Source organism: Rhizobium sp. Pop5 (assembly GCF_024721175.1).
Classification (GTDB): domain Bacteria; phylum Pseudomonadota; class Alphaproteobacteria; order Rhizobiales; family Rhizobiaceae; genus Rhizobium.
The window spans coordinates 572,974-596,200 of sequence record NZ_CP099399.1 but is presented as its reverse complement, the minus strand read 5'-3'; the positions used below and the strand labels follow the sequence as shown (position 1 = coordinate 596,200).

At 61.2% G+C, this 23,227-nt stretch carries 24 protein-coding genes; 9 read left to right on the top strand and 15 right to left on the bottom strand.

The annotated features are described in order from the left end of the window. Positions 1 to 16: 16 nt before the first annotated feature. Positions 17 to 994: a magnesium transporter CorA family protein gene (locus NE852_RS05050; RefSeq protein WP_258156250.1), complete on the bottom strand. Its 978-nt coding sequence runs from the start codon at positions 992 to 994 to the stop codon at positions 17 to 19. 408 nt (positions 995 to 1,402) lie between these two features. Next, positions 1,403 to 2,584 (bottom strand): Mrp/NBP35 family ATP-binding protein, encoded by a 1,182-nt coding sequence (locus tag NE852_RS05045; protein ID WP_008529437.1) that lies wholly within the window; start codon positions 2,582 to 2,584, stop codon positions 1,403 to 1,405. Between the two features lie 343 nt (positions 2,585 to 2,927). On the opposite strand from NE852_RS05045, the gene NE852_RS05040 reads away from it, so the two are divergent. After that, positions 2,928 to 3,194, top strand: coding sequence for a hypothetical protein (locus NE852_RS05040; protein WP_258156249.1), 267 nt, complete (start codon positions 2,928 to 2,930; stop codon positions 3,192 to 3,194). Here NE852_RS05040 and NE852_RS05035 read toward each other — a convergent pair. From NE852_RS05035 to NE852_RS05025, 3 genes are read right to left on the bottom strand one after another with little or no spacing between them, the layout of a single operon-like run. Continuing rightward, entirely contained in the window at positions 3,187 to 3,921 is a 735-nt protein-coding gene (locus NE852_RS05035; RefSeq protein WP_008529441.1) for an autoinducer binding domain-containing protein, read from the bottom strand. The genes NE852_RS05040 and NE852_RS05035 overlap by 8 nt on opposite strands. A 38-nt stretch (positions 3,922 to 3,959) precedes the next feature. After that, entirely contained in the window at positions 3,960 to 4,130 is a 171-nt protein-coding gene (locus tag NE852_RS05030) for a hypothetical protein (RefSeq protein ID WP_258156248.1), read from the bottom strand. Between the two features lie 37 nt (positions 4,131 to 4,167). After that, positions 4,168 to 4,965, bottom strand: a complete 798-nt coding sequence (locus NE852_RS05025; protein WP_008529442.1) for an IclR family transcriptional regulator — start codon at positions 4,963 to 4,965, stop codon at positions 4,168 to 4,170. Between the two features lie 105 nt (positions 4,966 to 5,070). Between NE852_RS05025 and NE852_RS05020 the strand changes: the two genes are divergently transcribed. The 5 genes from NE852_RS05020 (at position 5,071) to NE852_RS05000 (ending at position 9,123) form a co-directional block, all read left to right on the top strand. Continuing rightward, positions 5,071 to 5,832: an SDR family NAD(P)-dependent oxidoreductase gene (locus NE852_RS05020; protein WP_008529443.1), complete on the top strand. Its 762-nt coding sequence runs from the start codon at positions 5,071 to 5,073 to the stop codon at positions 5,830 to 5,832. After that, positions 5,832 to 6,749 carry a 2-dehydro-3-deoxygalactonokinase gene (locus NE852_RS05015; RefSeq protein ID WP_258156247.1) on the top strand — a complete coding sequence of 306 codons (918 nt, stop codon included), beginning with the start codon at positions 5,832 to 5,834 and terminating at the stop codon, positions 6,747 to 6,749. The genes NE852_RS05020 and NE852_RS05015 overlap by 1 nt, the downstream gene beginning before the upstream one ends. Before the next feature lie 13 nt (positions 6,750 to 6,762). Then, entirely contained in the window at positions 6,763 to 7,395 is a 633-nt protein-coding gene (locus tag NE852_RS05010) for a 2-dehydro-3-deoxy-6-phosphogalactonate aldolase (RefSeq protein ID WP_037172271.1), read from the top strand. A 4-nt stretch (positions 7,396 to 7,399) separates the two neighbouring features. After that, entirely contained in the window at positions 7,400 to 8,287 is an 888-nt protein-coding gene (locus NE852_RS05005; RefSeq protein ID WP_258156246.1) for an SMP-30/gluconolactonase/LRE family protein, read from the top strand. A 230-nt stretch (positions 8,288 to 8,517) separates the two neighbouring features. After that, entirely contained in the window at positions 8,518 to 9,123 is a 606-nt protein-coding gene (locus NE852_RS05000) for a PRC-barrel domain-containing protein (RefSeq protein ID WP_008529455.1), read from the top strand. Positions 9,124 to 9,206: 83 nt separating this feature from the next. On the opposite strand, the gene NE852_RS04995 is transcribed toward NE852_RS05000, so the two are convergent. Together NE852_RS04995 and NE852_RS04990 are read right to left on the bottom strand one after the other, a co-directional pair. Continuing rightward, the gene (locus tag NE852_RS04995) at positions 9,207 to 10,571 is read right to left on the bottom strand and encodes a bifunctional diguanylate cyclase/phosphodiesterase (RefSeq protein ID WP_258156245.1); all 1,365 of its coding nucleotides are present in this window, start codon (positions 10,569 to 10,571) and stop codon (positions 9,207 to 9,209) included. A 126-nt stretch (positions 10,572 to 10,697) separates the two neighbouring features. After that, positions 10,698 to 12,422: a response regulator gene (locus tag NE852_RS04990; RefSeq protein WP_008529459.1), complete on the bottom strand. Its 1,725-nt coding sequence runs from the start codon at positions 12,420 to 12,422 to the stop codon at positions 10,698 to 10,700. A 255-nt stretch (positions 12,423 to 12,677) separates the two neighbouring features. Here NE852_RS04990 and mutL point away from each other — a divergent pair, with 255 nt between their 5' ends. Both mutL and NE852_RS04980 read left to right on the top strand, forming a co-directional pair. Next, positions 12,678 to 14,480, top strand: coding sequence for a DNA mismatch repair endonuclease MutL (mutL, locus tag NE852_RS04985; protein WP_258156244.1), 1,803 nt, complete (start codon positions 12,678 to 12,680; stop codon positions 14,478 to 14,480). Between the two features lie 67 nt (positions 14,481 to 14,547). Beyond that, complete coding sequence (locus NE852_RS04980) at positions 14,548 to 14,778, top strand: DUF2093 domain-containing protein (protein WP_008529466.1); 231 nt, start codon at positions 14,548 to 14,550, stop codon at positions 14,776 to 14,778. Between the two features lie 120 nt (positions 14,779 to 14,898). Here the strand turns inward: NE852_RS04980 and NE852_RS04975 are convergent, their stop codons facing one another. The 3 genes from NE852_RS04975 to NE852_RS04965 all read right to left on the bottom strand — a co-directional run bounded on the left by NE852_RS04975 (position 14,899) and on the right by NE852_RS04965 (position 17,714). Beyond that, entirely contained in the window at positions 14,899 to 15,816 is a 918-nt protein-coding gene (locus NE852_RS04975; protein ID WP_008529467.1) for a sugar ABC transporter substrate-binding protein, read from the bottom strand. A gap of 78 nt (positions 15,817 to 15,894) precedes the next feature. Beyond that, on the bottom strand, positions 15,895 to 16,659 hold the full coding sequence (locus tag NE852_RS04970; protein ID WP_008529468.1) for an ATP-binding cassette domain-containing protein: 765 nt from the start codon (positions 16,657 to 16,659) through the stop codon (positions 15,895 to 15,897). After that, positions 16,656 to 17,714 carry an ABC transporter permease gene (locus NE852_RS04965; RefSeq protein WP_205621958.1) on the bottom strand — a complete coding sequence of 353 codons (1,059 nt, stop codon included), beginning with the start codon at positions 17,712 to 17,714 and terminating at the stop codon, positions 16,656 to 16,658. The genes NE852_RS04970 and NE852_RS04965 overlap by 4 nt, the downstream gene beginning before the upstream one ends. Before the next feature lie 99 nt (positions 17,715 to 17,813). On the opposite strand from NE852_RS04965, the gene NE852_RS04960 reads away from it, so the two are divergent. Continuing rightward, on the top strand, positions 17,814 to 18,698 hold the full coding sequence (locus NE852_RS04960; protein WP_008529470.1) for a GntR family transcriptional regulator: 885 nt from the start codon (positions 17,814 to 17,816) through the stop codon (positions 18,696 to 18,698). 36 nt (positions 18,699 to 18,734) lie between these two features. Here the strand turns inward: NE852_RS04960 and lpxK are convergent, their stop codons facing one another. The 5 genes from lpxK to NE852_RS04935 all read right to left on the bottom strand — a co-directional run bounded on the left by lpxK (position 18,735) and on the right by NE852_RS04935 (position 23,227). Then, on the bottom strand, positions 18,735 to 19,796 hold the full coding sequence (lpxK, locus tag NE852_RS04955; RefSeq protein WP_258156243.1) for a tetraacyldisaccharide 4'-kinase: 1,062 nt from the start codon (positions 19,794 to 19,796) through the stop codon (positions 18,735 to 18,737). A 90-nt stretch (positions 19,797 to 19,886) separates the two neighbouring features. After that, entirely contained in the window at positions 19,887 to 20,609 is a 723-nt protein-coding gene (locus NE852_RS04950) for an HAD family hydrolase (RefSeq protein WP_008529480.1), read from the bottom strand. 17 nt (positions 20,610 to 20,626) lie between these two features. Beyond that, entirely contained in the window at positions 20,627 to 21,940 is a 1,314-nt protein-coding gene (gene waaA, locus NE852_RS04945) for a lipid IV(A) 3-deoxy-D-manno-octulosonic acid transferase (RefSeq protein ID WP_008529481.1), read from the bottom strand. Between the two features lie 171 nt (positions 21,941 to 22,111). Next, positions 22,112 to 22,354: a DUF4170 domain-containing protein gene (locus NE852_RS04940; protein WP_008529482.1), complete on the bottom strand. Its 243-nt coding sequence runs from the start codon at positions 22,352 to 22,354 to the stop codon at positions 22,112 to 22,114. A gap of 63 nt (positions 22,355 to 22,417) precedes the next feature. After that, positions 22,418 to 23,227, bottom strand: a complete 810-nt coding sequence (locus NE852_RS04935) for a 3'(2'),5'-bisphosphate nucleotidase CysQ (protein WP_008529483.1) — start codon at positions 23,225 to 23,227, stop codon at positions 22,418 to 22,420.

Genomic DNA, 23,227 nt, shown 5'->3' with positions numbered 1-23,227 from the left:
AGTTGCAACAGGCTCCTCAGAGCCAGCCTTTCCAGCGGAAAAAGAAAAAGGGAATGACGGCGGAGACCACCATCAGGGCCAGCGAATAGGGATAACCCGCGGCCCAGGTCAGTTCCGGCATGACCTGAAAGTTCATGCCATAGATGGAGGCGACCAGTGTCGGCGGCAAGAACACCACCGATGCAATCGAGAAAATCTTGATGATCGAGTTCTGCTCGATGTTGATCAGCCCGAGCGAGGCGTCGAGCAGAAAGGTGATGTTGGCGGCGACGAAGGAAGCGTGCTCCGACAGCGACTGGATATCGCGTGAGACGGTGCGGCAGAGATCTTTCGCCTCGCGGTCCTGCTGGATCGCTGGGGTCGTGTGAAAGAAGGTCAGCAGACGGGAAAGCGAACCGAGGCTGTCGCGCAGCTTGCTGATCGTCCGGTGATGCCCGGCGATATCCCTCAGCTTCTCCTCGAGATAGTTCGAGGGCCGGCGCACCTTCCTCGCCCGGTCGCCGAAGACATGCATCGACAAGATGTCGATGCGCGAGACGGAGACTTCGAGGACCTCGGCGGTGCGGTCGACGATCGTCTCCAGGAGCTTGGAAAGAAGAGCAGCGCCGCTGCGCCAGTTTTCCGGCAGCCGGTGAAGGGCGGCGATGAACAGCGCAAAGGATTTAGGATGGGCGTAGCGGATGGTGACCAGCCGGTTTCCCGCCAGGATGAAGGCGATGTCGGTCAGCATCGGCGCCTCGGTATCGGCCTTCCAGAGAAGCGAGGCCGTCATGAAGACGGCGCCCTTTTCGACATAGAGGCGAGCGGAAGGCTCGATATCCTTGAGGTCGTCGCGGGTCGGAACCTCGATGCCGAGAACCTTCTCGACATAGAGCTCCTCCTCGCGGGTCGGCTCGATCATGTCGATCCATACCACGTCCTCGGGCAAGGACGCACCCTGCGAGAGGTCGCGGATCTCGATCGACCTGCAATTGGAACAGTAAGCGGTGATCACCGGCACGGTCTCCGATGCTCACGCCGCTTCGTGGCCATTGCCCTCTTCATCGAAAGCCTTTCCATGCAGCCGCGAGAGCGGCAACGCGAAGGTCGCTCGTCATCGGTCGAAACGGAAGCGGATCAAGAAAGTTCATACGACTCCGGCAGCATCCAGCCTTTCGGACCGGCATGCGCATTATGCTCCACCGCATCGCAGTTACCAATCCTTCGATCGACAAGACAACTCCGAACTTGCAGGCGGACCGGCCCCTTCGAAACGAAGGCGACCGTCATTGAGCAGCAACGCCATCATGGCGCCGCGGCATATGAAGCAAAGCCGTGAAATAATCAAGACATCTTCCGTGAAGCGCGGCCTTTCACCACGTTTCCCCCACAATTTGGGGTATCGGCGGCAGCGATTCGGCGCCTATTCGAAGATGATCGTCGGCGCGGGCCGTTGCGGCTGGCCGCCGACCTGCTCCCAGACCTTGGCGGCAATGCCGCGATAGATGCCTGCGACGATGCCGTTCGGCTCGGAGGCGACGAGCGGCGTTCCGGCATCGGAGGTTTCGCGGATGTTCATCGTCAGCGGCACCTCGCCGAGAAAGGGCACGCCGATGCGCTCGGCTTCCTTACGGGCACCGCCGTGACCGAAGATATCGTAGCGGGTGCCGGTATCGGGAGCGATGAAATAGCTCATGTTCTCGACGATACCGAGGACCGGCACCTCGACCTTGCGGAACATGTTGAGGCCCTTGCGGGCATCGATCAGAGCGAGATCCTGCGGCGTGGAGACGATAACCGCGCCGGCGAGCGGCACCTGCTGGGCCATGGTCAGCTGCGCGTCGCCGGTGCCGGGCGGCATGTCGACGACGAGGACGTCGAGCTCGCCCCAGGCGACTTCGCGTAGCATCTGCAGCAACGCCGACTGGACCATCGGTCCGCGCCAGATCATCGCCGTCTCCTCATCGACGAGGAAGCCCATCGACATGACCTTGAGGCCGTAATTTTCCATCGGATTGATGATGCGGCCATCGATCTGCGTCGGACGGCCCGATATCTTCAGCAAACGCGGCATGGACGGACCGTAGATATCGGCATCGAGGATGCCGACGCGCAGACCATTGGCCAACAGGCCGAGCGCGAGGTTGACGGCGGTGGTCGACTTGCCAACTCCACCCTTGCCCGATGCGACGGCGATGATGGCACCTATGCCGGGAACACCGATCCTGCCGGCGCGCGGAGACTGCTGCTGGGGTGGGTGCGCGTGGCCGCGATGATCGTGTGAATGATCATGGCCGGCATGGCCGTGGGGCGGGTTCGGTGCCGGGCGCGCGGGAGGCGTGGCTGCGGCCGCCTTCCTGTCCGCCGTCAGCGTCACGAGGGCGCCCTTGACCCCCGGCATTTCCTTTATGACGCGCTCGGCGGCAAGCCGCATCGGCTCCAGCTCCTTGGCGCGCTCGGCCGGAACGGTGATGGAGAAATAGACCTTGCCGTCGGAGATGAAAACGTCGGAAACCATACCGAGCTCGACGATATCGTGCTCGAGATCCGGTCCACGCACGGTCTTCAGCGTTTCGAGAACCTGTTCCTTGGTGACGTCGGCCATTCCATCCTCACTGCTTCTTCTGGCACTGTAGCACTTTAAATCACTGCATAATTTTAGCCTTGATCGATCCCGATCAAGGCTAAAATTATGCAGTAGAGATAGTGGAGACGCACGCCTTCGCCAAACAAAATCATCGGCAGGAAAATCGATTTGCGGGGTGCCAGGAGAGCAGCGGAAAAATCGGCATTCCGTTGCGGCCATCAAGTCCGCCGGGCTTTCGCCCTGATGGCCGCAACGGTCTCCCCTGGAACCGGCGCAATGCGGGCGAACTAGAGTAAGCTGGGAAAAAGGCCAGAAAAAAATGACGGAGAAGCCGGAATCTTGAACAGCTGCGCAATAGGCGGTGCCAAAACGCAACAACCGCTACCGACACCGAAGTACCGGAGAAGCGGCATCGGCGTCGGCAGCGGTGTTTCGGCCGCGCCATTTCCTGGCGCTGGTCATCAAAGTCCCCTCTGGACCTCTGGCAAAGGAGATGCAGAAAGCGTGCCAGATGGAAAATCAGCGTGGAACAGGCCAAACCCGCAAGGAATTGCCCTTTTGCTGGAAAAACCTGCCTATGCGCTGGGCGAACGGCGAAAGCACGCCGCTCCTTTTGCAACTTATTTGATCAGGCCGATCCGCAGCGCCTTGGCGACGGCCTGGGTGCGGTTCACCGTATCGAGCTTCTTGGTGGCGCGGTTAAGGTAGTGATTGACCGTGTGTTCGGACAGCGCAAGGATTTCGGCGATTTCGGCGCTGGTCTTGCCGGCCGCCGTCCAGTTGAGGCAATCGATCTCGCGGTCCGTCAGCGTATCGGTCATGCGCGTGTCGAGATGGCGGATCTCGGCGAGCCTGTCGAAGACATGGATGGCGATATAGCAGAGCTCCCGCATCTCCACGGGGCTGAAGGGTTCGCGGTCGCCGGCAAAGGAGACGGCGCCGCGCAGGCCAGACGGCTCATGCGTCGGGAAATAGGCGCACCGCATCATCTTGAAACGTTCGAACAAGCCGGCGACGAGGGCGGACTTGCCATCGTCTCGCGACCATTCAGACCGCGTCATGTCGTAGAGAAAGGGCCGCGTGGATGTTCTGAGCCGCCGAAGAACGGGACTGTTCACCATCAAGGCCTCCTGGTCGTAGATCGCCAGTAGTTCGGCCGGCCAGCTGGTGATGACCGTGCTGCCCTGAAGATCGTAGGAGGTGATCGGCGGCAGGTTGAGGACCATGAAGGCACGGCAGCGATAGTCCTCCGTCACACGCTTCATGAAACGGAAAATATCGAACTGGGTCTTCAGACCCGCTATTTCCTCGACGTAGTCGTCTTCATTCCGGGATGTTTGCGACAAGGGTGCCATCACATTTCTTCATTTTCGGCGCGGGGCCGGCAAACCGTTCACGAAACCTGCCCTGCGGCCGGCTCGATGCTTCCCGGAATGACGATCGCTGATTGATCAAATGGAATGGGCCTCGGCGTGAAGCGTTCGGCCGGTAAATGGTTGCAGATTTCACGGACTATTTGCAGTTGTGGTGATTCGCCGCCAAATCTCAATATCGCGCTCATCATAAGCATGCTCTGCGATCGCGTCCAGCAAAGAGGCACATCAGCGGCGCGGGCCCAGACGGATACGCATACCCTCCATGATCCTTTCTGCCGCCAGCTGAACTGGAACGGCCCACTGGCGCAGAAGTTCCATCGACAACCGATAGGCCGGACCAGTAATCGAAACACCGCCAACAAAAGTGCGGTCCTCCGACCAGATCGGCGCGGCGATGCAACGGATGCCGGCCTCATGTTCTTCGCGGTCTAAGGCATAACCCAGATCGGCAATCTCGCGGATCTCGACAAGCAGAGTTTCCGCCGAAACATGCGTAGAGGCGGTAAACCGGGTGAAGCTCAAACCGGCCAGCAGATTGGCGAGGCTTTCGGCCGGAAGCCTGGAGAGAGCGGCTTTGCCGACTCCAGTGCAATAACAGGGGGAAGCGTTGCCGATCTGCGAATACATGCGCACCGGCTGGCGGCCTTCGACCTTATCCAGATAGATGATCGAGGAACCCCTGAGAACGCCGAGATGCACGGTCTCGCCGGTCGCCTGCTGCAGCTCGGCGAGGTGCGGTTCGGCTATGAGACGGAATTCGTTGCGCGCCCAGCTGCGCGCGGCGAAATCGAGAAGGCGCAGGCCGGGGGCGTAACGTCCGTCGCCGTCGAGCTCCAGCAACCCTTCCTCCACCAGGTGGCTCAGCTGGCGATGCAGCGTGCCGCGCGGCTGGCCGGCAAGGGAGAGGATATCGGTGAAACGCAACGGGGCGTCCGCATGGGTGACGAGATCGAGCAGAGCCATCAGCTTGCCGAGTGTGCCGGTATCGCGTGTCTGCGCCATCATTCCGACGTCTGAATTCATCGGCTCTCCCGCCCTTGACAGAGAGGGCAGCATAATTCGATAATTCCATATAGTCAAATTATGTTCCAAATAATGGAACTATCGCCGGAGGAAACGGTGACCGCAATGCCAGCAGAATTTCCCGAGTTCAGAGATCGCACCGTGCTCGTGACCGGCGGCGGGTCGGGCATAGGTGCTGCGATCGTCGAAGGTTTTGCCCGGCAGGGCGCCAAGGTCTCCTTCATCGATATCGCAGAGGCCGCAGGCAGCGCGCTTGCCGAGAGGCTGTCACGGGAGACGACGCATCCTGTCTCCTTTCATCATGCCGACCTGCGCGACGTCGGGGCGATCCGTGCTGTGGTCGATCGCGTCGTTGCGGCCTCCGGGCCGATCCGCGTTCTCGTCAACAATGCCGCCTGGGACGACCGCCATGAATTCGACGAGGTGACCGAAGCCTATTGGGACAATAACCAGGCGGTCAACCTGCGGCACGTATTCTTTACGTCGCAAGCGGTGGCGCCGTCGATGCGGGCTGCCGGCGGCGGGGCGATCGTCAATATGTCATCGATCGCCTTCAAGCTGAACATGGGTGGTTTTCCCTCCTATGCGGCCGCCAAGGCAGCTGTCGTCGGGTTGACGAAAAGCATGGCCGGCAGGCTCGGGTCGGAGAATATCCGGGTCAACTGCATCCTTCCCGGCATGGTCGTCACCGAACGGCAGATGCAGCTCTGGCTGACCGAGGAGAGTATCGCGCGCTCGGTGGAGCAGCAGTGTCTGAAAGTCCCACTCACGGCCGATGCGATCGTCGGTCCCTGCCTGTTTCTTGCATCCGACTGCGCGGCTGGAGTGACCGCTCAGTCTCTGATTGTCGATGGAGGCGTTCTGTAATGGCTAATCCCGCTTATGTCGCGGTGGACTGGGGCACCAGCAGCTTCAGGCTCTGGCTGATCGGCAAGGACGGCGGCATCCTTGCCGAGCGCCGCAGCGGCGAAGGCATGACGAGCGCTGCAAAGACCGGCTTTTCCCAAGTGCTTGCCGGCCATCTTGCCGCCGTCGAGGCGCCGGAAAACCTGCCGGTCATCATCTGCGGCATGGCGGGCGCAAGGCAGGGCTGGATCGAGGCCGGTTATATCGACGTGCCGGCATCCCTTGCCTCTATCCTGACCGGGGCCGTGTCCGTGCCCGGGGAAAGCCGCGACATCCGCATTTTGCCGGGCCTTGCCCAGCGGGATATCGCCGCTCCCGACGTCATGCGCGGCGAGGAAACCCAGATTCTCGGCGCGCTTGGCTCCGCAAGCTCCGGAGCGCAGGCGGTCTGCATGCCGGGCACCCATTCGAAATGGGTGCATGTGGTGGACGACAGGGTTACCGGCTTCTCGACCTTCATGACCGGCGAACTTTTCGATGCGGTCAGCAAGCACACGATCCTGTCGCATGCCGTTGCCGGTGCCGAGGAGCAACCGACGGATGCGGCCGCCTTCGAGGCGGCGGTGTCCGCCGCATTCGCGCGCCCGGCGCTTGCCTCAAACCTGCTGTTTACCGCCCGCTCGGGCCAACTGCTGCACGGGATTTCTGCCGCTGCCGCGCAAGCCCGGCTTTCCGGCACGCTGATCGGGCTCGAGATCGCCGGGGCGCTGCAGAATGCGCCAGCCGGCACCGGTATTACGCTCGTCGCCTCCGGGCGCCTGCAAGCGCTCTATGAACAGGCCTTTAGAACTCTCTCCCTTGCCTTCACCGCCATCGACGCCGACGCCGCCGTGCGCCGCGGGCTTTCGGCCGCCGCCGAAGCCATCTGGCCGAACTGAGAAAGCTGACACGATGAACCGTATCCCCTTCCCCGACATGAAGCGCCCGCTGATCGCCATCCTTCGCGGCATCCGGCCTGAAGAGACCGAGAGCGTCGTCGGCGCCCTGATCGAAAACGGCCTGACGGCGATCGAAATCCCGCTGAATTCGCCGGAGCCGTTCAAATCCATCGAGATCGCCGCGAAGATGGCGCCGGCAGAGGTGCTGATCGGCGCCGGCACCGTACTGACGGTCGAGGCGGTCGACAGCCTCAATGCGGCCGGTGGCAAACTGCTCGTCACGCCGAATGTCGAGCCGGAGGTGATCATCCGGGCGCGTGAATACGGCATGGTGACGATGCCTGGTGTCTTTACGCCGACCGAAGCGCTGGCTGCAGCGCGTGCCGGCGCCACGGGCCTCAAATTCTTTCCCGCCAGCGTGCTCGGCCCTTCCGGAATCACCGCGATCCGGGCCATCCTGCCGCCGGAGCTGGTCATCGCCGCCGTCGGCGGTGTGTCGGACAAGAATTTCGCCGATTATACCAAGGCCGGCATCTTCTCCTTCGGCCTCGGCACCAGCATCTACAAACCGGGAATGACCGCGGCAGAGGTTGCCGAGCGCGCCAAGGCGACCATTTACGCCTATGATGCAGCTACGGGAGCGTGAGCGTATGACCGACATCTACGAGTTCGAAGGCAAGACCCTTTGCAACACCAATTCCGTTCTCGGCGAAGGCCCTACCTATGACCCGGACAGCAATACCGTCTGGTGGTTCAACATCTTAGGCAAGGAACTGCATGAGCTCAATCTTTCCTCAGGGCAGAAGAAGGTGCATCCGCTTCCCGTCATGGCAAGCGTGCTGGCCCGTATCGACGCCGGACGGCAGCTGATCGCGACGGAGGAAGGGCTTTTCGTACGCGACGTGGCAAGCGGCAATCTCACTTTCTACGCCGCGCTCGAAAACGACAAGCCGGAAAACCGTTCGAACGACGGCCGCACCCATCCCTCCGGCGCGCTCTGGATCGGCACGATGAGCAAGCGGGCGGAAAACCAGGCCGGCGCCATTTATCATGTCGCCGGCGGCAAGGTGACGAAGATCTTCAACGGCATCAGTATCCCGAATTCCATCTGCTTTTCGCCTGACGGCACGATCGGCTATTATACAGATTCCCGTATCAACCGGCTGATGCGCGTCATGGTCGATCCGCAGACCGGCCTGCCCTCGGGCGAGCCGATCGTGCTCGTTGACAGCATGAACGAGCCCGGCGATATCGACGGCTCAGTGGTCGATGCCGACGGCTATATCTGGAACGCGCGCTGGGGCGCCGGCGTCGTCGACCGCTACAATCCCGATGGCCTGCGCATCTCACGCTACAAGGTTCCGGCCGTCCAGCCCTCCTGCCCCGCCTTCATCGGCGCCAGCGCCGACCGGCTGGCGGTGACCACCGCCTGGGAAGGGCTTGATGAAGATGCGCGTTCGGCGCAGCCCAGCGCCGGCGCACTTCTTGAGCTCGGCATCGAGGTCAAGGGCATATTCGACCCCGTCTACGTGATCTGAACATCCCTTGCCCGTAGCAACGAGAGGCGCTTCAGACTGAGGCGCCTTTCTGCATTTTGCCGCCGGCTTATCGATAAAAGTTCCGTGAGAATCGAGAAATTTTCCGTGTTTTCAGCCGGAACCAATCGGCACACCAGTCATTTCCTCTTCGAACCGGCGCGGCAAGCATGTCCAAAACGGGCCTTGCCGGGTCAGCAATTACTCCAGGGAAATGAAAAGGTAGGTTCGAAATGACAAGCAAACTTCTGACGACCGTTGCCGCTGGCGCTCTGTTTGCCACGGCTTTCGCACCGGCGGCATTCTCGCAGACGGCGCCGAAACCTGCGGATCCCGCCGCTCCGACGCAGGCAGCTCCGGCTGATCCGGCAGCACCCAAGCCGCCGGTAACCCCTGATGTCACCAAGCCCGCGGGCGATGCCGCACAGGCTCCGGCCCCGGCACCGACGGCCGACACGGCTCAGGCCGGCTATTTGACCGAGCAGGCTGCGGACCAGATCAGCGCCAATACCTATATCGGCCAGTCGGTCTATAACGGTAAAAATGAAAGCATCGGCAGCATCAACGACCTGATCCTCAAGAAGGACGGTGGCATCGTTGCTGCGATCGTCGGTGTCGGTGGCTTCCTTGGCATCGGCGAGAAAGACGTCGCCGTTCCAATGGAGAAGATCACCGTCGCCCAGAACACCCAGGACGGCAGCCTCAAGCTGACGACCAGCGAAACAGCCGAATCTCTTAAGGCCGCGCCTGAATTCAAGACGCTGGCCATGCAGGCGGCCGAAAAGGCTCCGGCGCCCGGCACCGATACAACAGCAACCGGCTCGACCACGGCTAAGTAATCCGCGCACGGTAGTATAGCGTAGGCGATGGCGCTCCTAGGGGCGCCATCGCTTTGCTTCATGGAACGGCTCGGGCATCTCGTCTATGCGCTGACGCGCTCGGTCACGGCTGGGTCATAATAGTTTTCGTGCAGGAAGCGCAGCGTGGCGATGCCATCCGCCGGCCGGCCGAAGTGATAGCCCTGCCCCATGCCGCAGCCCAGCGTGCGCAATTTCACGGCTTCAGCATAATCCTCGATTCCCTCGGCGACGACTTCCAATTCCAGGCCCTCGCACATGGCAAGGATCGCCTTGATTATGTGTTCGGAGGCACGGTCGGAATTGATGCGCGAAACGAAGGCACGGTCGATCTTGATCTTGTCGAAAATGAAGTCGCGCAGGCGCCCGAGGCTCGACTGCCCGGTGCCGAAATCGTCAAGCGAAATGCGCACGCCGGCAGCGCGCAGATCGGCGATGATGCGATGAGCGGTATCGGCTGAACCCATCACCGCGGTCTCGGTGATCTCCAGTTCCAAGCGATGCGGATCGAGGCCGACGCGGCCGAGGATCGACAAGACGCTGCTGCTCGTGCCCGGGTCCATCAGCTGCGCCGAAGAAAGATTGAACGACAGGAAGAGGTCGCGCGGCCAGGAAAGCGCGGCTTCTGCAGCCTTGCGCAGCAGCGCCTCCGACAATGCGTCGATGAAGCCGCGCTCTTCGGCAAGCGGCACGAAGACACCGGGGGAAACGAAGCCGAGATCGGGATCGTTCCAGCGGGCAAGCGCCTCGAAACCGACGACCTGATTGTTGGACAAGGAGACGATCGGCTGGAAATGCACGTCGATCGCGTCTGATATGATGGCGTTTCTGAGCGCCTGCTCCAACTGCGTGGCGCGCTTCATTTCTTGCGCGATCTCGCGCGAATAGACGGTAATCTGGCCACGGCCGCGGCGCTTGGAACGGTAGAGCGCGGTTTCGGCGCTCTTCAGCAGTTCCTCGCAATCCTCGCCCGCGAACGGATAGATGGAAAAGCCGAAGGAGGCTGAGAGACGGACGTTGCGGTCGCCGAGATCATAAGGAGCCGACAGCACCTCGCGGATCATCTGGCCGAATTTCTCGGCGCTCGCCCGTTCGAAAATCAGCGGCAGCACGAAGGCGAATTCGTCGCCATCATGGCGGGTGACCAACGCACCATCCGGAATGCAGGCCTTGAGGCGGTGGGCGACCTGGCAAAGGATCTCATCGCCGGCGGCGGAGCCGAACAGATCGTTGATGGGTTTGAAGCTGTCGAGGTTGGCGATGCCGATGGTAAAGGGCGCCGGATCGCTGGCTCGCTCGGCGGATATCTGCAGGACCTTGTCCCGCATGCGGTTACGGTTTCCCAATCCGGTCAACGGATCGGTATAGGCCATTGCCTGCGGCTCATTCTGACTGCCGGTCAAGAAAGCTAATTCCGCCGATTTCATCATCCAAACCCAAGCTTTTCCTCCGCAGCCATGTCAAGAATGACCGGCATGTCTTAACAATTCGATAGTAAATCAGCGGCCGCCACCGTCCGGACGCTCCCAATATCTGGGGAATTGACCGATCACCGACTAGTTGCGTGCCCGCATCATCACCTCTTCAATTAGGTATTTCTGAAATACGGTCTCGATCATATCGGGGCTGACCGGCTTCATGATGACGTCGTCCATGCCGGATTTGAAGCATTCGGCGCGATCGCGCTCGAAGGCCTGGGTTAGCACGCCGATGATCGGGGTGCGGGCCTCGCCTCCGGTTTCCTCCATCTGGCGGATGAGGCGCGCCGCTTCGAAGCCGTTGAAACCCGGCAGGGAAATATCCATCAGCACGATCTGCGGCCTGTGTTCGGCCCACAGGCGCACGGCCTCGTCGCCGGTCGCCGCGATCACGTGACGGTAGCCGAGGCCCTCGAGAATCTGCGAAAAGACGATCTGGTTGATATCGTTGTCCTCGGCGACGAGAACCTCCAGGCTGACTACATCGTCGGAGGTGCTGATCTCCCAATCGCTGTCCGGGCCGGCGCCGCTGCGGCTGTTGCGATTGAAATGGCGGGCGATCTGGAAGGTGAGCTCGTTGGCGATCTGGAAGCCGTCCATGACGAGCGCCGGGATACCGTATTGCTCGGCGAGTTCGAGACAGCGCATGCCCATCTGGTTGTCGATGATCAGGAGGTCAAGCGAAATGCCGGAGGAGGTGGCGATCTCCAGGAACCGCTCCTCCTCGTCCTCGCCGCGCACCGAGCAGGATTCGAAGCCGTATTTCGACAGCGTGCGCAGGGCGGCTGTCTCGGCGGCGAGATCGGCGGTCACCACGAGGATCTTGCGACCGGAGAAATTCTCCGGAACGATCGCTTCCATCGCCGCCGGCTCGCGCCGCCCGACAGGGTTCGGCACCGGCAGATAGGCTCGGCGATAGCTTTGATTGCTTGATGTGGTGATCGCGGACGCCCGGTCGAACTCATCGAGATCCGCGCCGTCGCGCGGCAGATCCTGCATCGTCGATACCAGGAAGTAGCGGCCAGGCTTGCCGATGCGATGCTTGCGGCTGACGATGTCGCGCTCGATGCCGTCGCGGGAGATCTGGCGCTGGCGGGAGATAGACATCTCACCGGTCTCCAGCACATGACGGTCGCTTTCCTCGAAACGAGTGGCGATCTCCGGGGAAAAGAGATCACCGCTCTTGCGGCCGAGCACTTCGTCGGCTGTTGTCTGGTATTTCTCACAGAAGGCGAGGTTTACGGCGACATAGGTGAGGTTGCGGTCCTTGACGAAAAGCGGAAACGGCAGATTGTCGAGGATGTCCTCGGTGAGCTGCACGCGCTCCAGATCCGAGCGCCATTGCTCTTCGCGCTTCTTGTCCTCGGAGATATCGGAAATGACGGTGACGCCGTAGCCGCCCGGCAGCCTGCGTTTGACGAAGCGTACCCAGCTGTCGGTCCCGTGACGCTCGACGGCTTCGAAGCGCTCGCGCCAATGCGAGGCGATTTTCTGCGACAGCCAGTCTTCGCGGCTCAGCGACCCGCCCTTCCTGACGTCATATTGCTGGCGAATGCCGGTGTCGTAGATCGCACCGAGGAAGTCGCGAAGCCTTGTGCCCGGCTTCAGCATTTCGGGCGGCAACGGAAAGAATTCGAGAGTCTGCCGGCTGGCGAAGATCAGATGATCGTTCTTGTCGTAGATGATAAAGGCTGCCGAAAGACTGTCGCACACCACATCGAAAAGTGCCGTCTGAAGATCGGCCTCGGCGGAATTTCCGTCGGTTTCCGATGATGTGTCCGCCTTTTCGAAGCCGGCACTCATTCTGTTGCGTCCCACATCTGTTCGATTTCACAGCTTCCGGAGGTGTGTGATTAGAAATGCCATTTTTATGTTAAAACCGGCTTAACATTACCGCGCCGCGTACCGTCTCAGGTGCGCATAACACGCTGTAACACTTTGAACTGCTGCATAATTTATACAGCGGCGATCCTCAAATTTGGTGGAATTCCCGATCACGGTTGCGGGAAGGCCGATCGCCCCTCTTCCCTCCAGCCCGCGAATCCTCGAAAATAACCCATGACCATCAGACAGCTTTCCGAAACGCTCATCAACCAAATCGCCGCCGGTGAAGTCATCGAGCGGCCGGCGAGCGCTGCCAAGGAATTGATCGAAAACGCGCTCGACGCCGGTGCGACACGCATCGAGATCGCCACGGCAGGCGGCGGCAAGGCGCTGTTGCGCGTCAGCGACAACGGCTCGGGGATGGATGCGGCCGACCTCGAACTGGCGGTCAGGCGCCACTGCACCTCGAAAATTTCCCAGACGCTCGATGATATCCGCACGCTCGGTTTTCGCGGCGAGGCGCTGCCCTCGATCGGCTCCGTCGCCAGGCTCAGTATCGCAAGCCGCAGGCGCGACAGTGCAGGCGGCAACGAGATCGCCGTCACCGGCGGCAAGATCATGCATTTGAGGCCGGCTGCCGCCAATCCGGGGACGATCGTCGAAGTGCGCGACCTGTTTTTCGCCACGCCCGCCCGGCTCAAATTCCTGAAGACGGAAAAGGCCGAGGCAGGCGCCATCACCGAGATCGTCAAGCGGATGGCAATCGCCTTCCCCGCTGTGCGCTTCGTGCTGTCAGGCTCGGACCGCACGACATTGGAATTCCCTGCGACCGGCGACGACCATTTGGCGCGCATGGCGCAAGTGCTCGGCAAGGAATTCCGTGACAACGCCATTGCGCTCGACGCCGAGCGCGAGGAGGTTTCGCTGACCGGATTTGCCGGCGTGCCGACCTTCAATCGCGGCAACTCGGCCCATCAATATGCTTTCGTCAACGGCCGGCCGGTACAGGACAAGCTGATCCTGTCGGCGATCCGCGGCGCCTATGCCGAGACGATCCCATCAGGTCGTTATCCGGTGGCGGTGCTGTCGATTATGCTTGATCCCGCTCTCGTCGACGTCAACGTGCATCCGGCGAAATCCGATGTGCGCTTCCGCGATCCGGGCCTGGTGCGCGGCCTCATCGTCGGCGCGATCCGGGAGGCCTTGGCACGCGACGGCAGCCGGGCGGCGACGACGGGAGCGAGCGACATGCTGCGCTCCTTCCGTCCGGGCTTCCAGCCGAACGCTCCGCGGCCGCAGGCGCCATGGTCGGCCGAGACCTCCCCTTCCCGGCCCTACCAGCAAGCGACGCATTTCGCCGAACGGCCGCAGGCATCCTTCGATGGGCTTTCGACGCCGACGGCGCGGGCCGAACCGCAGTCTTCCACCGCGCCGGCAGCCCCGGAGGCGACCACGCGCTATCCGCTTGGCGCGGCACGGGCGCAGATCCATGCGAACTACATCGTCGCTCAGACTGAAGACGGCCTCGTCATCGTCGACCAGCACGCCGCGCATGAGCGGCTGGTCTTCGAAGCGATGCGCAAGGCGCTGCACTCGAAGCGTCTGGCATCGCAGGTGCTGCTGATCCCCGAGATCATCGACATTCCGGAAGAGGATTGTGACCGGCTGATGCAGCACGCGGCGGAGCTTGCCGAACTCGGCCTGGCGATCGAGCGCTTCGGTCCGGGCGCGATTGCCGTGCGCGAGACACCTGCCATGCTCGGCGAGGTCGATGCAGGCGGCCTCATCCGCCAGCTTGCCGACGAGATTGCCGAATGGGACACGGCATCAGGCCTCTCGGCCAAGCTCGAATATGTGGCGGCGACCATGGCATGCCACGGATCGGTGCGCTCCGGACGGCGGCTGCGGCCGGAAGAAATGAACGCGCTGCTGAGGGAAATGGAAGTAACGCCCGGCTCAGGTCAGTGCAATCACGGTCGGCCAACCTATATCGAACTGAAGCTCAGCGATATCGAACGGCTTTTCGGCAGAAGCTAAAAAAGCTGGAAAAGCAGTCTTTGCGGGAGTATGGCAGAAGGATGACAGCTTTCAGGGAACGGAGCGCATGAATTTGTTCGAAGGGCACGGAAACCGCGAGGCGAAGATCCGGTATCTCGATGGCGATTTCCAGATTCTCTCGCCCGGCTCCTATGTCGTATGCGCGATGACGGGAAAACATGTCCCGCTCGACGAACTGCGCTACTGGAGCGTCGCGCGGCAGGAACCCTATGCCGATGTGATGTCATCGCTCGAAGCCGACAAACGCGCCGGCGTACTGCCGAACCAGCGGCGCTAACGCGCGGCCGCGTCTTTTCAGCCGTCAGCGTGACCCCCGGCCGCCGGGCGCGACGATATCAAACCCGACAGCGAAGTGAGGCTTGCCTCCGTCGTCCACGCGGTCGACGGAGGCAACACGTCACTTGAATTTTGCCATATTCTCGGGCGTCACAAGCGCGGCGCCGGAGTCAATCAAAGACTCAACCGGCTGTCCGCGAATCGATTTTACCAGCGCATCCACACCAAGCTCTGCCATCTTGGTGGGAAACTGGGCCACCGACGCATCCTCGACACCACTCTTCATTGCTTCCTCTTCGCCGCAGCAGAAGTCGAAACCAACCAGCACAATCTTGTCATTGGCAATGCCCGCGTTCTTGATCGCGCGCGCCGCGCCAGCCGCGGGCGGGCCGCAAGCGGCATAAATAGCCTTGAGGTCCGGGTTCTTCGTGAGCAGATCCTCGGCGACACTGATCCCGAGTTCCTCGGTGCAGTTTGTCGCGCCTTTCCCGACCATCTTGACGTCAAGGCCCCCCAACCCTTCGAGCATACCCTTTACACGGTCATCAAGCGCAGGCACGCCGGGCACGCCCTCGAGTATCCCAAGCGTATCGCCTGATTTAAGAACCGTTTTGAGATATTCGCCGGCGATTTTGCCCGCGGCGAAATTATTGGTCGTGGCAAGCGCGGTCCTGCCTTTCCAATCCGGAATGTTGTTGTCCATCAGCACGACCTTGATACCGGCAGCCACCGCCTTGTCCAGCGCAGCGGACACCGTGGGATCGACCGGCGTGAGGGCAATGCCCTGCACGCCTTGCGTCATCATGGATTCGATCTGTGCAATCTGGCCCTCAATGTCTGTTGCGGACGTGCCCTGCCCGTAGATGATTTCGACGCCTGGATTTTTCTTTGCATAATCCTTTGCTGCGTTCTCCATTGTTGCGAAGAACGGTACGGGGAATTTGGTGATAAAGCCGAGCTTCACCGGTTCCTGCGCCAAGGACGGCACTGCGGCGACGGCCAGGAGCGCAAGAGCCCCCAGCAGTAATTGCTGTTTCATGATACACCTCCCATGTTTCGATCGCCCTCCTCCAGAGCGATCTCGTTGTCCGCTGCCCCAACGAAGCAGCGATCTCCGTCAAGCCTCGGCGCCTACAATCATCGCGACAACGTCCTGCTTGTTGGCTTCCGTCGGCTTCAGTTCACCCACCTTGCGGCCTTGTCGCAGCACAACCGCCCGGTCGGCGATTTCGACGACATGCTCCATATTGTGTGTGATGATGATCACGGCATTGCCGTCGGCTTTGAGCTGATTGATAAGGTCAAGCACTTGGCGAGACTCGCGAAGGCCGAGGGCGGCCGTCGGTTCGTCGAGGATCACCAGCTTGCGCGCAAAAACAATGGCGCGCCCGACCGCGATGGCCTGTCGCTGCCCTCCAGACATCAGCGCGACCGGCGCGTCGAACCTCGGCAGCTTCACCTTCAGGCGATCGATGACACTTGCTGCCTGCCGCTTCATCTCGCCCGTGTTGAGGAAGCGGAGCGGACGCGGCAGCCAGGAAGGGAAGGAGATTTCTCGTCCGCAATAGAAATTCTGTACGGGGGTCAGATTGTCGAAGAGCGCCAAATCCTGATAGACGGTCTCAATACCGGCGCGGCGAGCCGCCGCCGTTGAATGGAGCGATACAGCAGCCCCATCCACGAGGATCTCGCCTTCGTCGAGACTGTGCAGCCCACTGATGCATTTGACGAGAGTCGACTTGCCGGCGCCGTTATCGCCCAGGAGAGCGGTTACCTCACCTGCATAGGCATCAAAGCTTACATTTTTCAGGGCATGGATCGCGCCGAAGCGCTTCTGAGCGTTCCGAACCGAAAGTGTCGGGGTGGTGGATGCAGGGTTCATTGCACTCTCGCCGATTGAAGCACGCGCGCCCGCGCCTCGAGATGGTTGCGAAGAACATCGGCCTCGACGGCGATGACGATGACCAGCCCGATCGCGATCATTTGAAAAAACACGTCGACCCCGAGAAGGTTGAGCGCGTTGCGGATGACGCCGATCAGTACAGCGCCGATCAGCGCATGGCCGAGATGACCTCTTCCGCCAAGGAAGCTGGCGCCACCGATAATCACCGCGGCAATGGTGTCGAGTTCCAAAAGATTGCCATAGATTGGCGAGGCGGCGGCGGTCCGCCCTGCGAGCAGCACCGCGCCGGCACCTGCACAAAAGCCGGAGATGATGTAAGTGGCGAGCAAAACGCCCTTTACCGGTATACCCATGCTTCTGGCGGCATTCGGCGAGCCGCCGACCGCGTAGATCCATCGGCCAAAGACCATCGACTTCGTCAGGATCAGAAAAAGAAGTCCGAGCAGCGCAACCACAAAGAAGGAATTGGGCACGCCGAGCGTCGTACCGCCGCCGATCGCACTGACTGCATCGGGCATCCCGCGCATGGTGGTGTGGCCGGGGGCCAATGTAAGGGCCAGGCCGCGGCAGATGCTCAAGGTCGCAAGCGTAATAATGAAAGGGTGCGGCAGCCGGCCATGGACAAACACCACGCCGTTGACCGCGCCGACAGCAGCGCCCGCAAGCAGCATGGCTATGATGACGACGATTGAGGAATCGACCTGCTGGTAGACGAGTCCGCCAATGACCGTCGAGAGCGCAAGATTCGAGCCTACGGACAGGTCGATCCCGCGCGTCAGGATAACGAGCTGCTGTCCCATGGCCACAACAGCAATGACCGCTGTCTGCGCCAGGATGTTGCTCAGATTAACAGGCTTTAGAAAAGCCGGCGTGATCAAACTGACGACGGCGATGAGCATGATGAGTATCAATAGAGGACCCAGGCTCAACAGCTTCAGTCCAAACGTGATGCCGGATTGTCTCGGATGGAAGGTTGCATCTTGCGAACCCCCAGGCCGGGACGAATTCTGAGGCAGAATCCCAGAGTCTTCCAAATTCCCCTAGCCTCCCCCGTTTTTTATACATAAGAAACATGTGATAAACATGCGTCAACTTGTTTTTTATGGATACAAAATCATACCGGGAGTTGTGCCGTGAGAACGGATACGACCTTTAAGCGGGCCTTCAATGATATGATCGATATCCTTCAAACGCTCGATCTTGGGCAGGAGTTGCCGTCAGAAAACGCACTGCGCGCCCAGCTTGGCGTGAGCAGAACGACGGTGCGCAAGGTGCTAGCGGGGATGTCCGCGCGTGGGATCATCGCATCTGAAGCGCACAGGAGGATCATGCGGGAGCAGCCGCGGCAGATAGAGCGCTATCCGAAGGAAGAAACCTTAGCAATTTCCGAACAGGTCGAGACGAATTTCATGGAATGGATGCTGCGCGACAACGCTTGTCCGGGCACGGAAATCAACGAGGCGGAATTGGCCAGGAGATTCGGCGTCGCGACAACGATCGTGCGTGAATTTCTCAATCGGTTTCAGCGATATGGGCTGATCGAGAAGCGTCAGAACGCAGGCTGGGTTTTTAAAGGGTTCACAGCGAGTTTCGCACTCGAACTGTTCGAGATCAGAGAGATGTTCGAAGTGCGCTCTGCACGGCTGTTCGCCACTCTACCTGACGGCTCGCCGGTCTGGAAGCAGGTCAGCGCTATACGGGCGGCGCATTTGGAACTGCTCACGGATATTGACGCCCGGTTTCAGGATTTCTCGGAGCTGGACAGCCGATTCCACCGGCTGATTGCGGCGGTCGCGCCAAACCGTTTTATCGAGAGCTTCCAAGATGTGATCGCCATAGTCTTCCACTATCACTATCAGTGGAACAAGCGCGACGAACGGGCGCGGAATGAGGTCGCCATTCGGGAACATCTCGCGCTGATCGAAGCCCTCGAAAGCCGCAATATCGCCTTGATCGATCGCGCTTGCCGGTCGCATCTGACCTCGGCCCGCGAAACTTTGCTTCGCTCGATCGTGTAACAGCGCTGCATTGCAAAGATATTCTGCAGCAGCCTGTCAGAGCGGTTCTTTCGCTTCAACCCCGGTCTTGATCTCCCGCAGCCGCCGTTCGCGGCAGGCAACGATCGCCCGGTCGATGATGAGGTTCGGTGCGAGGTGATCCTCGAACACCATGTCGACTTCGATCACATGGCTCTTTTCGGCAAGCTGCTGCGCCTTGCCGTGATGGCCGGAGAGGCGGACGAAATCCTTGGAGGTGGTGACGATCAGGAGACCCTGACGCTCCGCAGTCGTCAGGATGTCGTCGATCTCTTCCTCGGTCAGGTGCTCGTGGTCGCCGAAGGTTTTGGCGACCGCGATTTCGGCGCCGCGCGATTGGACGGTGCGGAAGAATTTCGAAGGATCGGCGATGCCCGCAAAGGCAAGCACCTTGATGCCGGCAAGGGTATTGTCGCCACGCACCTTCAGCATTGCGGTGAAATAGGGTTTTGCCGCGCGCGCCGCGATGCGGACGATCCTGTCGGCGGCATTGCCGTCGCCGACCTTCAGCAGCGCCGTCGCATAACGCAGCTGCTGGCGGATCGGCGCGCGGACCGGGCCGCCCGGCACGATATGGCCATTGCCGAGGCCGCGCGTCGCATCGATGACAAGCAGAGCATAGTCGATTGCAAGGCGCGCACTCTGGAAACCGTCGTCCATGATGATGAGATCGGCGCCCTCCGCCACCAGGCGCTGCGCGCCTTCGACGCGCCTTCGGGAAATCACCGTCAGCGCCTCCTGCGCAAGCAGCAACGGTTCGTCGCCGACGGCCACAGCCCGATGATGACCGGGATCGACCACCGTCGTCACATCGAGCGAGCCGCCATAGCCCCGGCTGAGAAAACCGGGCTTCAGCCCCTTCGCCTTGGCGGCGCGGGCGATCGCCAGAGCCGTCGGCGTCTTGCCGGCGCCGCCGACGGTGAAGTTGCCGACGCAGATAACCGGAATGGGAACGGAGGCGCGGCGCGCATAGGCCATACGGTGGCCGGCGATGCGGCCGTAGAGAAAGGAAAGCGGCAACAGCAGCCAGGCCCGCCAATCGGCTTTCCTCCACCAGAACGGCGGCGCTTCTGAGATCATTTGCCGTCCTGCTCCCTGCCCGGCGAAAAATTTCCGTTTTCCCGACCGGATTGAGAGGTCAAAATCGATGAAAACGCAAGCCCTTACCGGTCAGGCGGGCTGCAGGTCCGGCAGCAGCGTCTCAATGGCGGTGATATCGTCGAGCACATGGTCGGCCGCGGCGGCAAGCGAATCCCGCGAGCCGGTACCCGTCAGCACGGCGATCCTGAGCCCCGCGCCCGCATTCAGCCCCATGTGAAGATCGTGGTTGTTGTCGCCGACCATCGCGACCTCCTCCGGCGAGAGGCCGGTCGCGGCACAGAAGCCAAGCAGCATTCCCGGCTCCGGCTTGGTGCCGAAACCGCTGTCATAACCGGCGACATAGTCGATATAGCCAGCAAAACCGAAACGTTCCGCCGTCTGGCGGATCGAGCGTTCATTGTCGCTGGAGGCGACGCCGAGCTTGAAGCCTCGCCGGTGCAGCCGGCCGAAAAAACCAGCGAGATCGGTCACCGGCACGGAAAATTGGGCGGCGCTGGAAAAGAGCTCGTCGAGGCGGATCGTCAGTTCGTCGACATCGACCATCGAGCCCGCGCCCACGAGACCTTCGGCGATCTGGCGGGTATTGCCGGCGGCAAGCAGGCTGTCGGGAACGATGTGGCCGGTCAGCGGATCCATGCCGCAGGCGGAAAGCAGCCGGTCGGCAAGAGCCTGATCCCCTTTGGCGGCGATGCGGGCAAGCTCCCGGTTCACCGGCAGCCAGCTTTCGTCATAATCGAGCAGCGTGCCGTCCTTGTCGAAGAGAATGCCTTTGATACTACCCGCCGCTGCCAAATTGCGTCTCCTCAGACCTAGGCCACGGTCTTCGGCAATAGCCGCGCCTTGACCGTCAGGGGATTGATATAGGGTTCCAGTCCCTTTACCGTCGCCGTCAAAGCCCCGCGCATGTCGTGTACGCTGGAGATGCCGGCCTCGATCATCTTGCGACGGGCTTCGTCGTTGGTCAGCAGGTAATGCACGCCCTTGGCCAGCATTTCGGTATCGCGCACCATACGGGCGCTGCCGCTGCGGGCCAGTTTCTGATAGGCCTCGCGGAAATTCTGGACGTTGCCCCCGGAGAGGATGGCGCAGCCGAGCATGGCCGGCTCCAGCGGATTTTGACCGCCTTCGGCAAAAAGCGAGCGGCCGACGAAAGCGATTTCCGTCAGTCTCAAATAGAGGCCCATTTCGCCGATCGTATCACCGAGGAATATATCGACATCGGCGGACAAGATATCGTCGCGGGTGCGGCGGGCGACCTTCAGCCCGTGCTTGACAAGAGCAGCCTCGATCTCGTCGCTACGCTCGGGATGGCGCGGCACGATGATCGTCAGTTGGCGATCTCGCTCCTTGAGGGCGCGATGAACGATGGCGGCGGCATTCTCCTCGCCGTCGAAAGTCGAGATCGCCGCCCAGGTCTTGCGATCGCCGATTTGCTTCTTGTAGCGGGCAAGGACACCGCTGTCATAAGGCGGCGCGTCGGTGTCGACCTTCAGATTGCCCGATGTGATGACCGGAACCGCGCCGAGATCGCGAAAACGTTCGGCATCGACATCCGATTGGGCGATGACGAGGGCGAGATTCTCGAACAAGGCTTCGGCGATCGACGGGCGGCGGCGCCAGCGGGCGAAAGAGCGGTCCGACATGCGGGCATTGATCAGGATCTGCGGAATACGACGGCGGCCGAGCTCGAGCACCGTTGCCGGCCAGATCTCGGATTCGGCGATGATGGCGCAATCGGGCTGCCAATATTCGAGGAAACGGCTGACGGAGGGTTTCAGGTCGAGCGGCACATACTGATGGATTGCTTCCTGGCCGAGGCGCTCGGCGGCAAGCCTGGCCGACGTGATGGTACCGGTCGTCAGGATGACATGGATATCGCGACGGCGGATTTCGCGGATCAGCGGGATGACGGCGTTGGTTTCGCCCACGCTTGCAGCGTGAAACCAGACGAGCGGTCCCTGCGGCCGGTTGGCGCTCGGATAGCCGAAGCGTTCCAGCCGGCGCCCCCGATCTTCCTTGCCTTTGGCCGTGCGGTAGGTGAGATAGAGGCCGACGATGGGCGAAGCTACGGTTCCCGCCAGACGATATGCGCTCAGACCGAACCGCGCCATCCGGGAGCTCATTGCGCCAGCCTCCGATCAAAAGCGATCGACATCAAACCCCATTCCCCAATCATCGTTGCGGCCGGAATGACCGATTATTTTGTTCAGAATGCGTCAAACGATCCGATCGACGGGGCCTCGATGCACGAAATCCCCGCTCGACGAGCGGTTGGCCGGCGGCAGGTGCCAGGATCAGTTGCCCTTGACCTGCGGATCGAGCAGACGATGCATGTGGACGATGAAATAGCGCATATGCGCGTTGTCGACCGTCTGCTGCGCCTTCGCCTTCCAGGCTGTCAGCGCCGTAGCATAATCGGGGAAAATACCGACGATATCGAGACCGTTCAGATCACGGAACTGGACGTCATCGAGGCTTTCCAGTTCGCCGCCAAAAACGAGATGCAAAAGCTGCTTCTTGTCACCGGAGTCAGTCATTTTCTTGTTCTCTTTCTGCCTATTCTCCTCCGCCACCTCATCTGCGGGATTTTGACGAAAACGTCAACTGTCTCGTCGTCCCGCGAAGGCTGCGAGGAACTCACTGAGGCGCGGCGCGGGCGCCGCGCAAAGGACCTTGTGGGTGACATCAGGTCGATTGTAGAGGATCGGGCTGCCGGCGAGATCGACAAGACTGCCACCGGCGCAGGCGAGGATCAGATCGGCGGCGGCGAGATCCCAATCATGCGAATTGCCCTTGACGAAGGTGCCTTCCAGCCGGCCGTCCGCCACCATGGCGATGCGATAGGCGAGCGAGGGAACGTGTTTGTGGCGTATGACCCGATCGCGAAACTCCGGCGGAAAGGTTTTCAGCAGGTCTTCGCCAATCGCAATGCGGCTCGTCTCCTCCGGCCCGGCGTCGGAGACCGTGAAGGGCGACCCGTTTTTCAGCGCCACACCGCCCTCGACAGCTTCATAAAGCTCTTCCAGCGCCGGTGCATAAAGCACGCCGGCGACCGGCCGGCCGCGATGAACGACCGCGACGCTGACGCACCAGACTTTCTGGCCGCCAAGGAAGGCGCGCGTGCCGTCGATCGGATCGACGATGAACAGCGTCTCGCGCGAGAGCCGGTCGGCATCATCTTCGGTTTCCTCAGACAGCCAGCCATAATCCGGGCGGGCCTTGCGCAGGATCGTTTCCAGCGTCTTGTTGGCTGCGAAATCGGCGGCGCTGACGGGGGAGCGGTCTTCATTCTTCCACCAGACCTCGGGAGACTGGTTGAAGAAGCCAAAAGCGACTGCGCCCGCCTCTTTCGCGGCATCGGCGATCAATGCGAGATCGCTCTGCCAGCGGGCATTTTCACTATCGCTCAT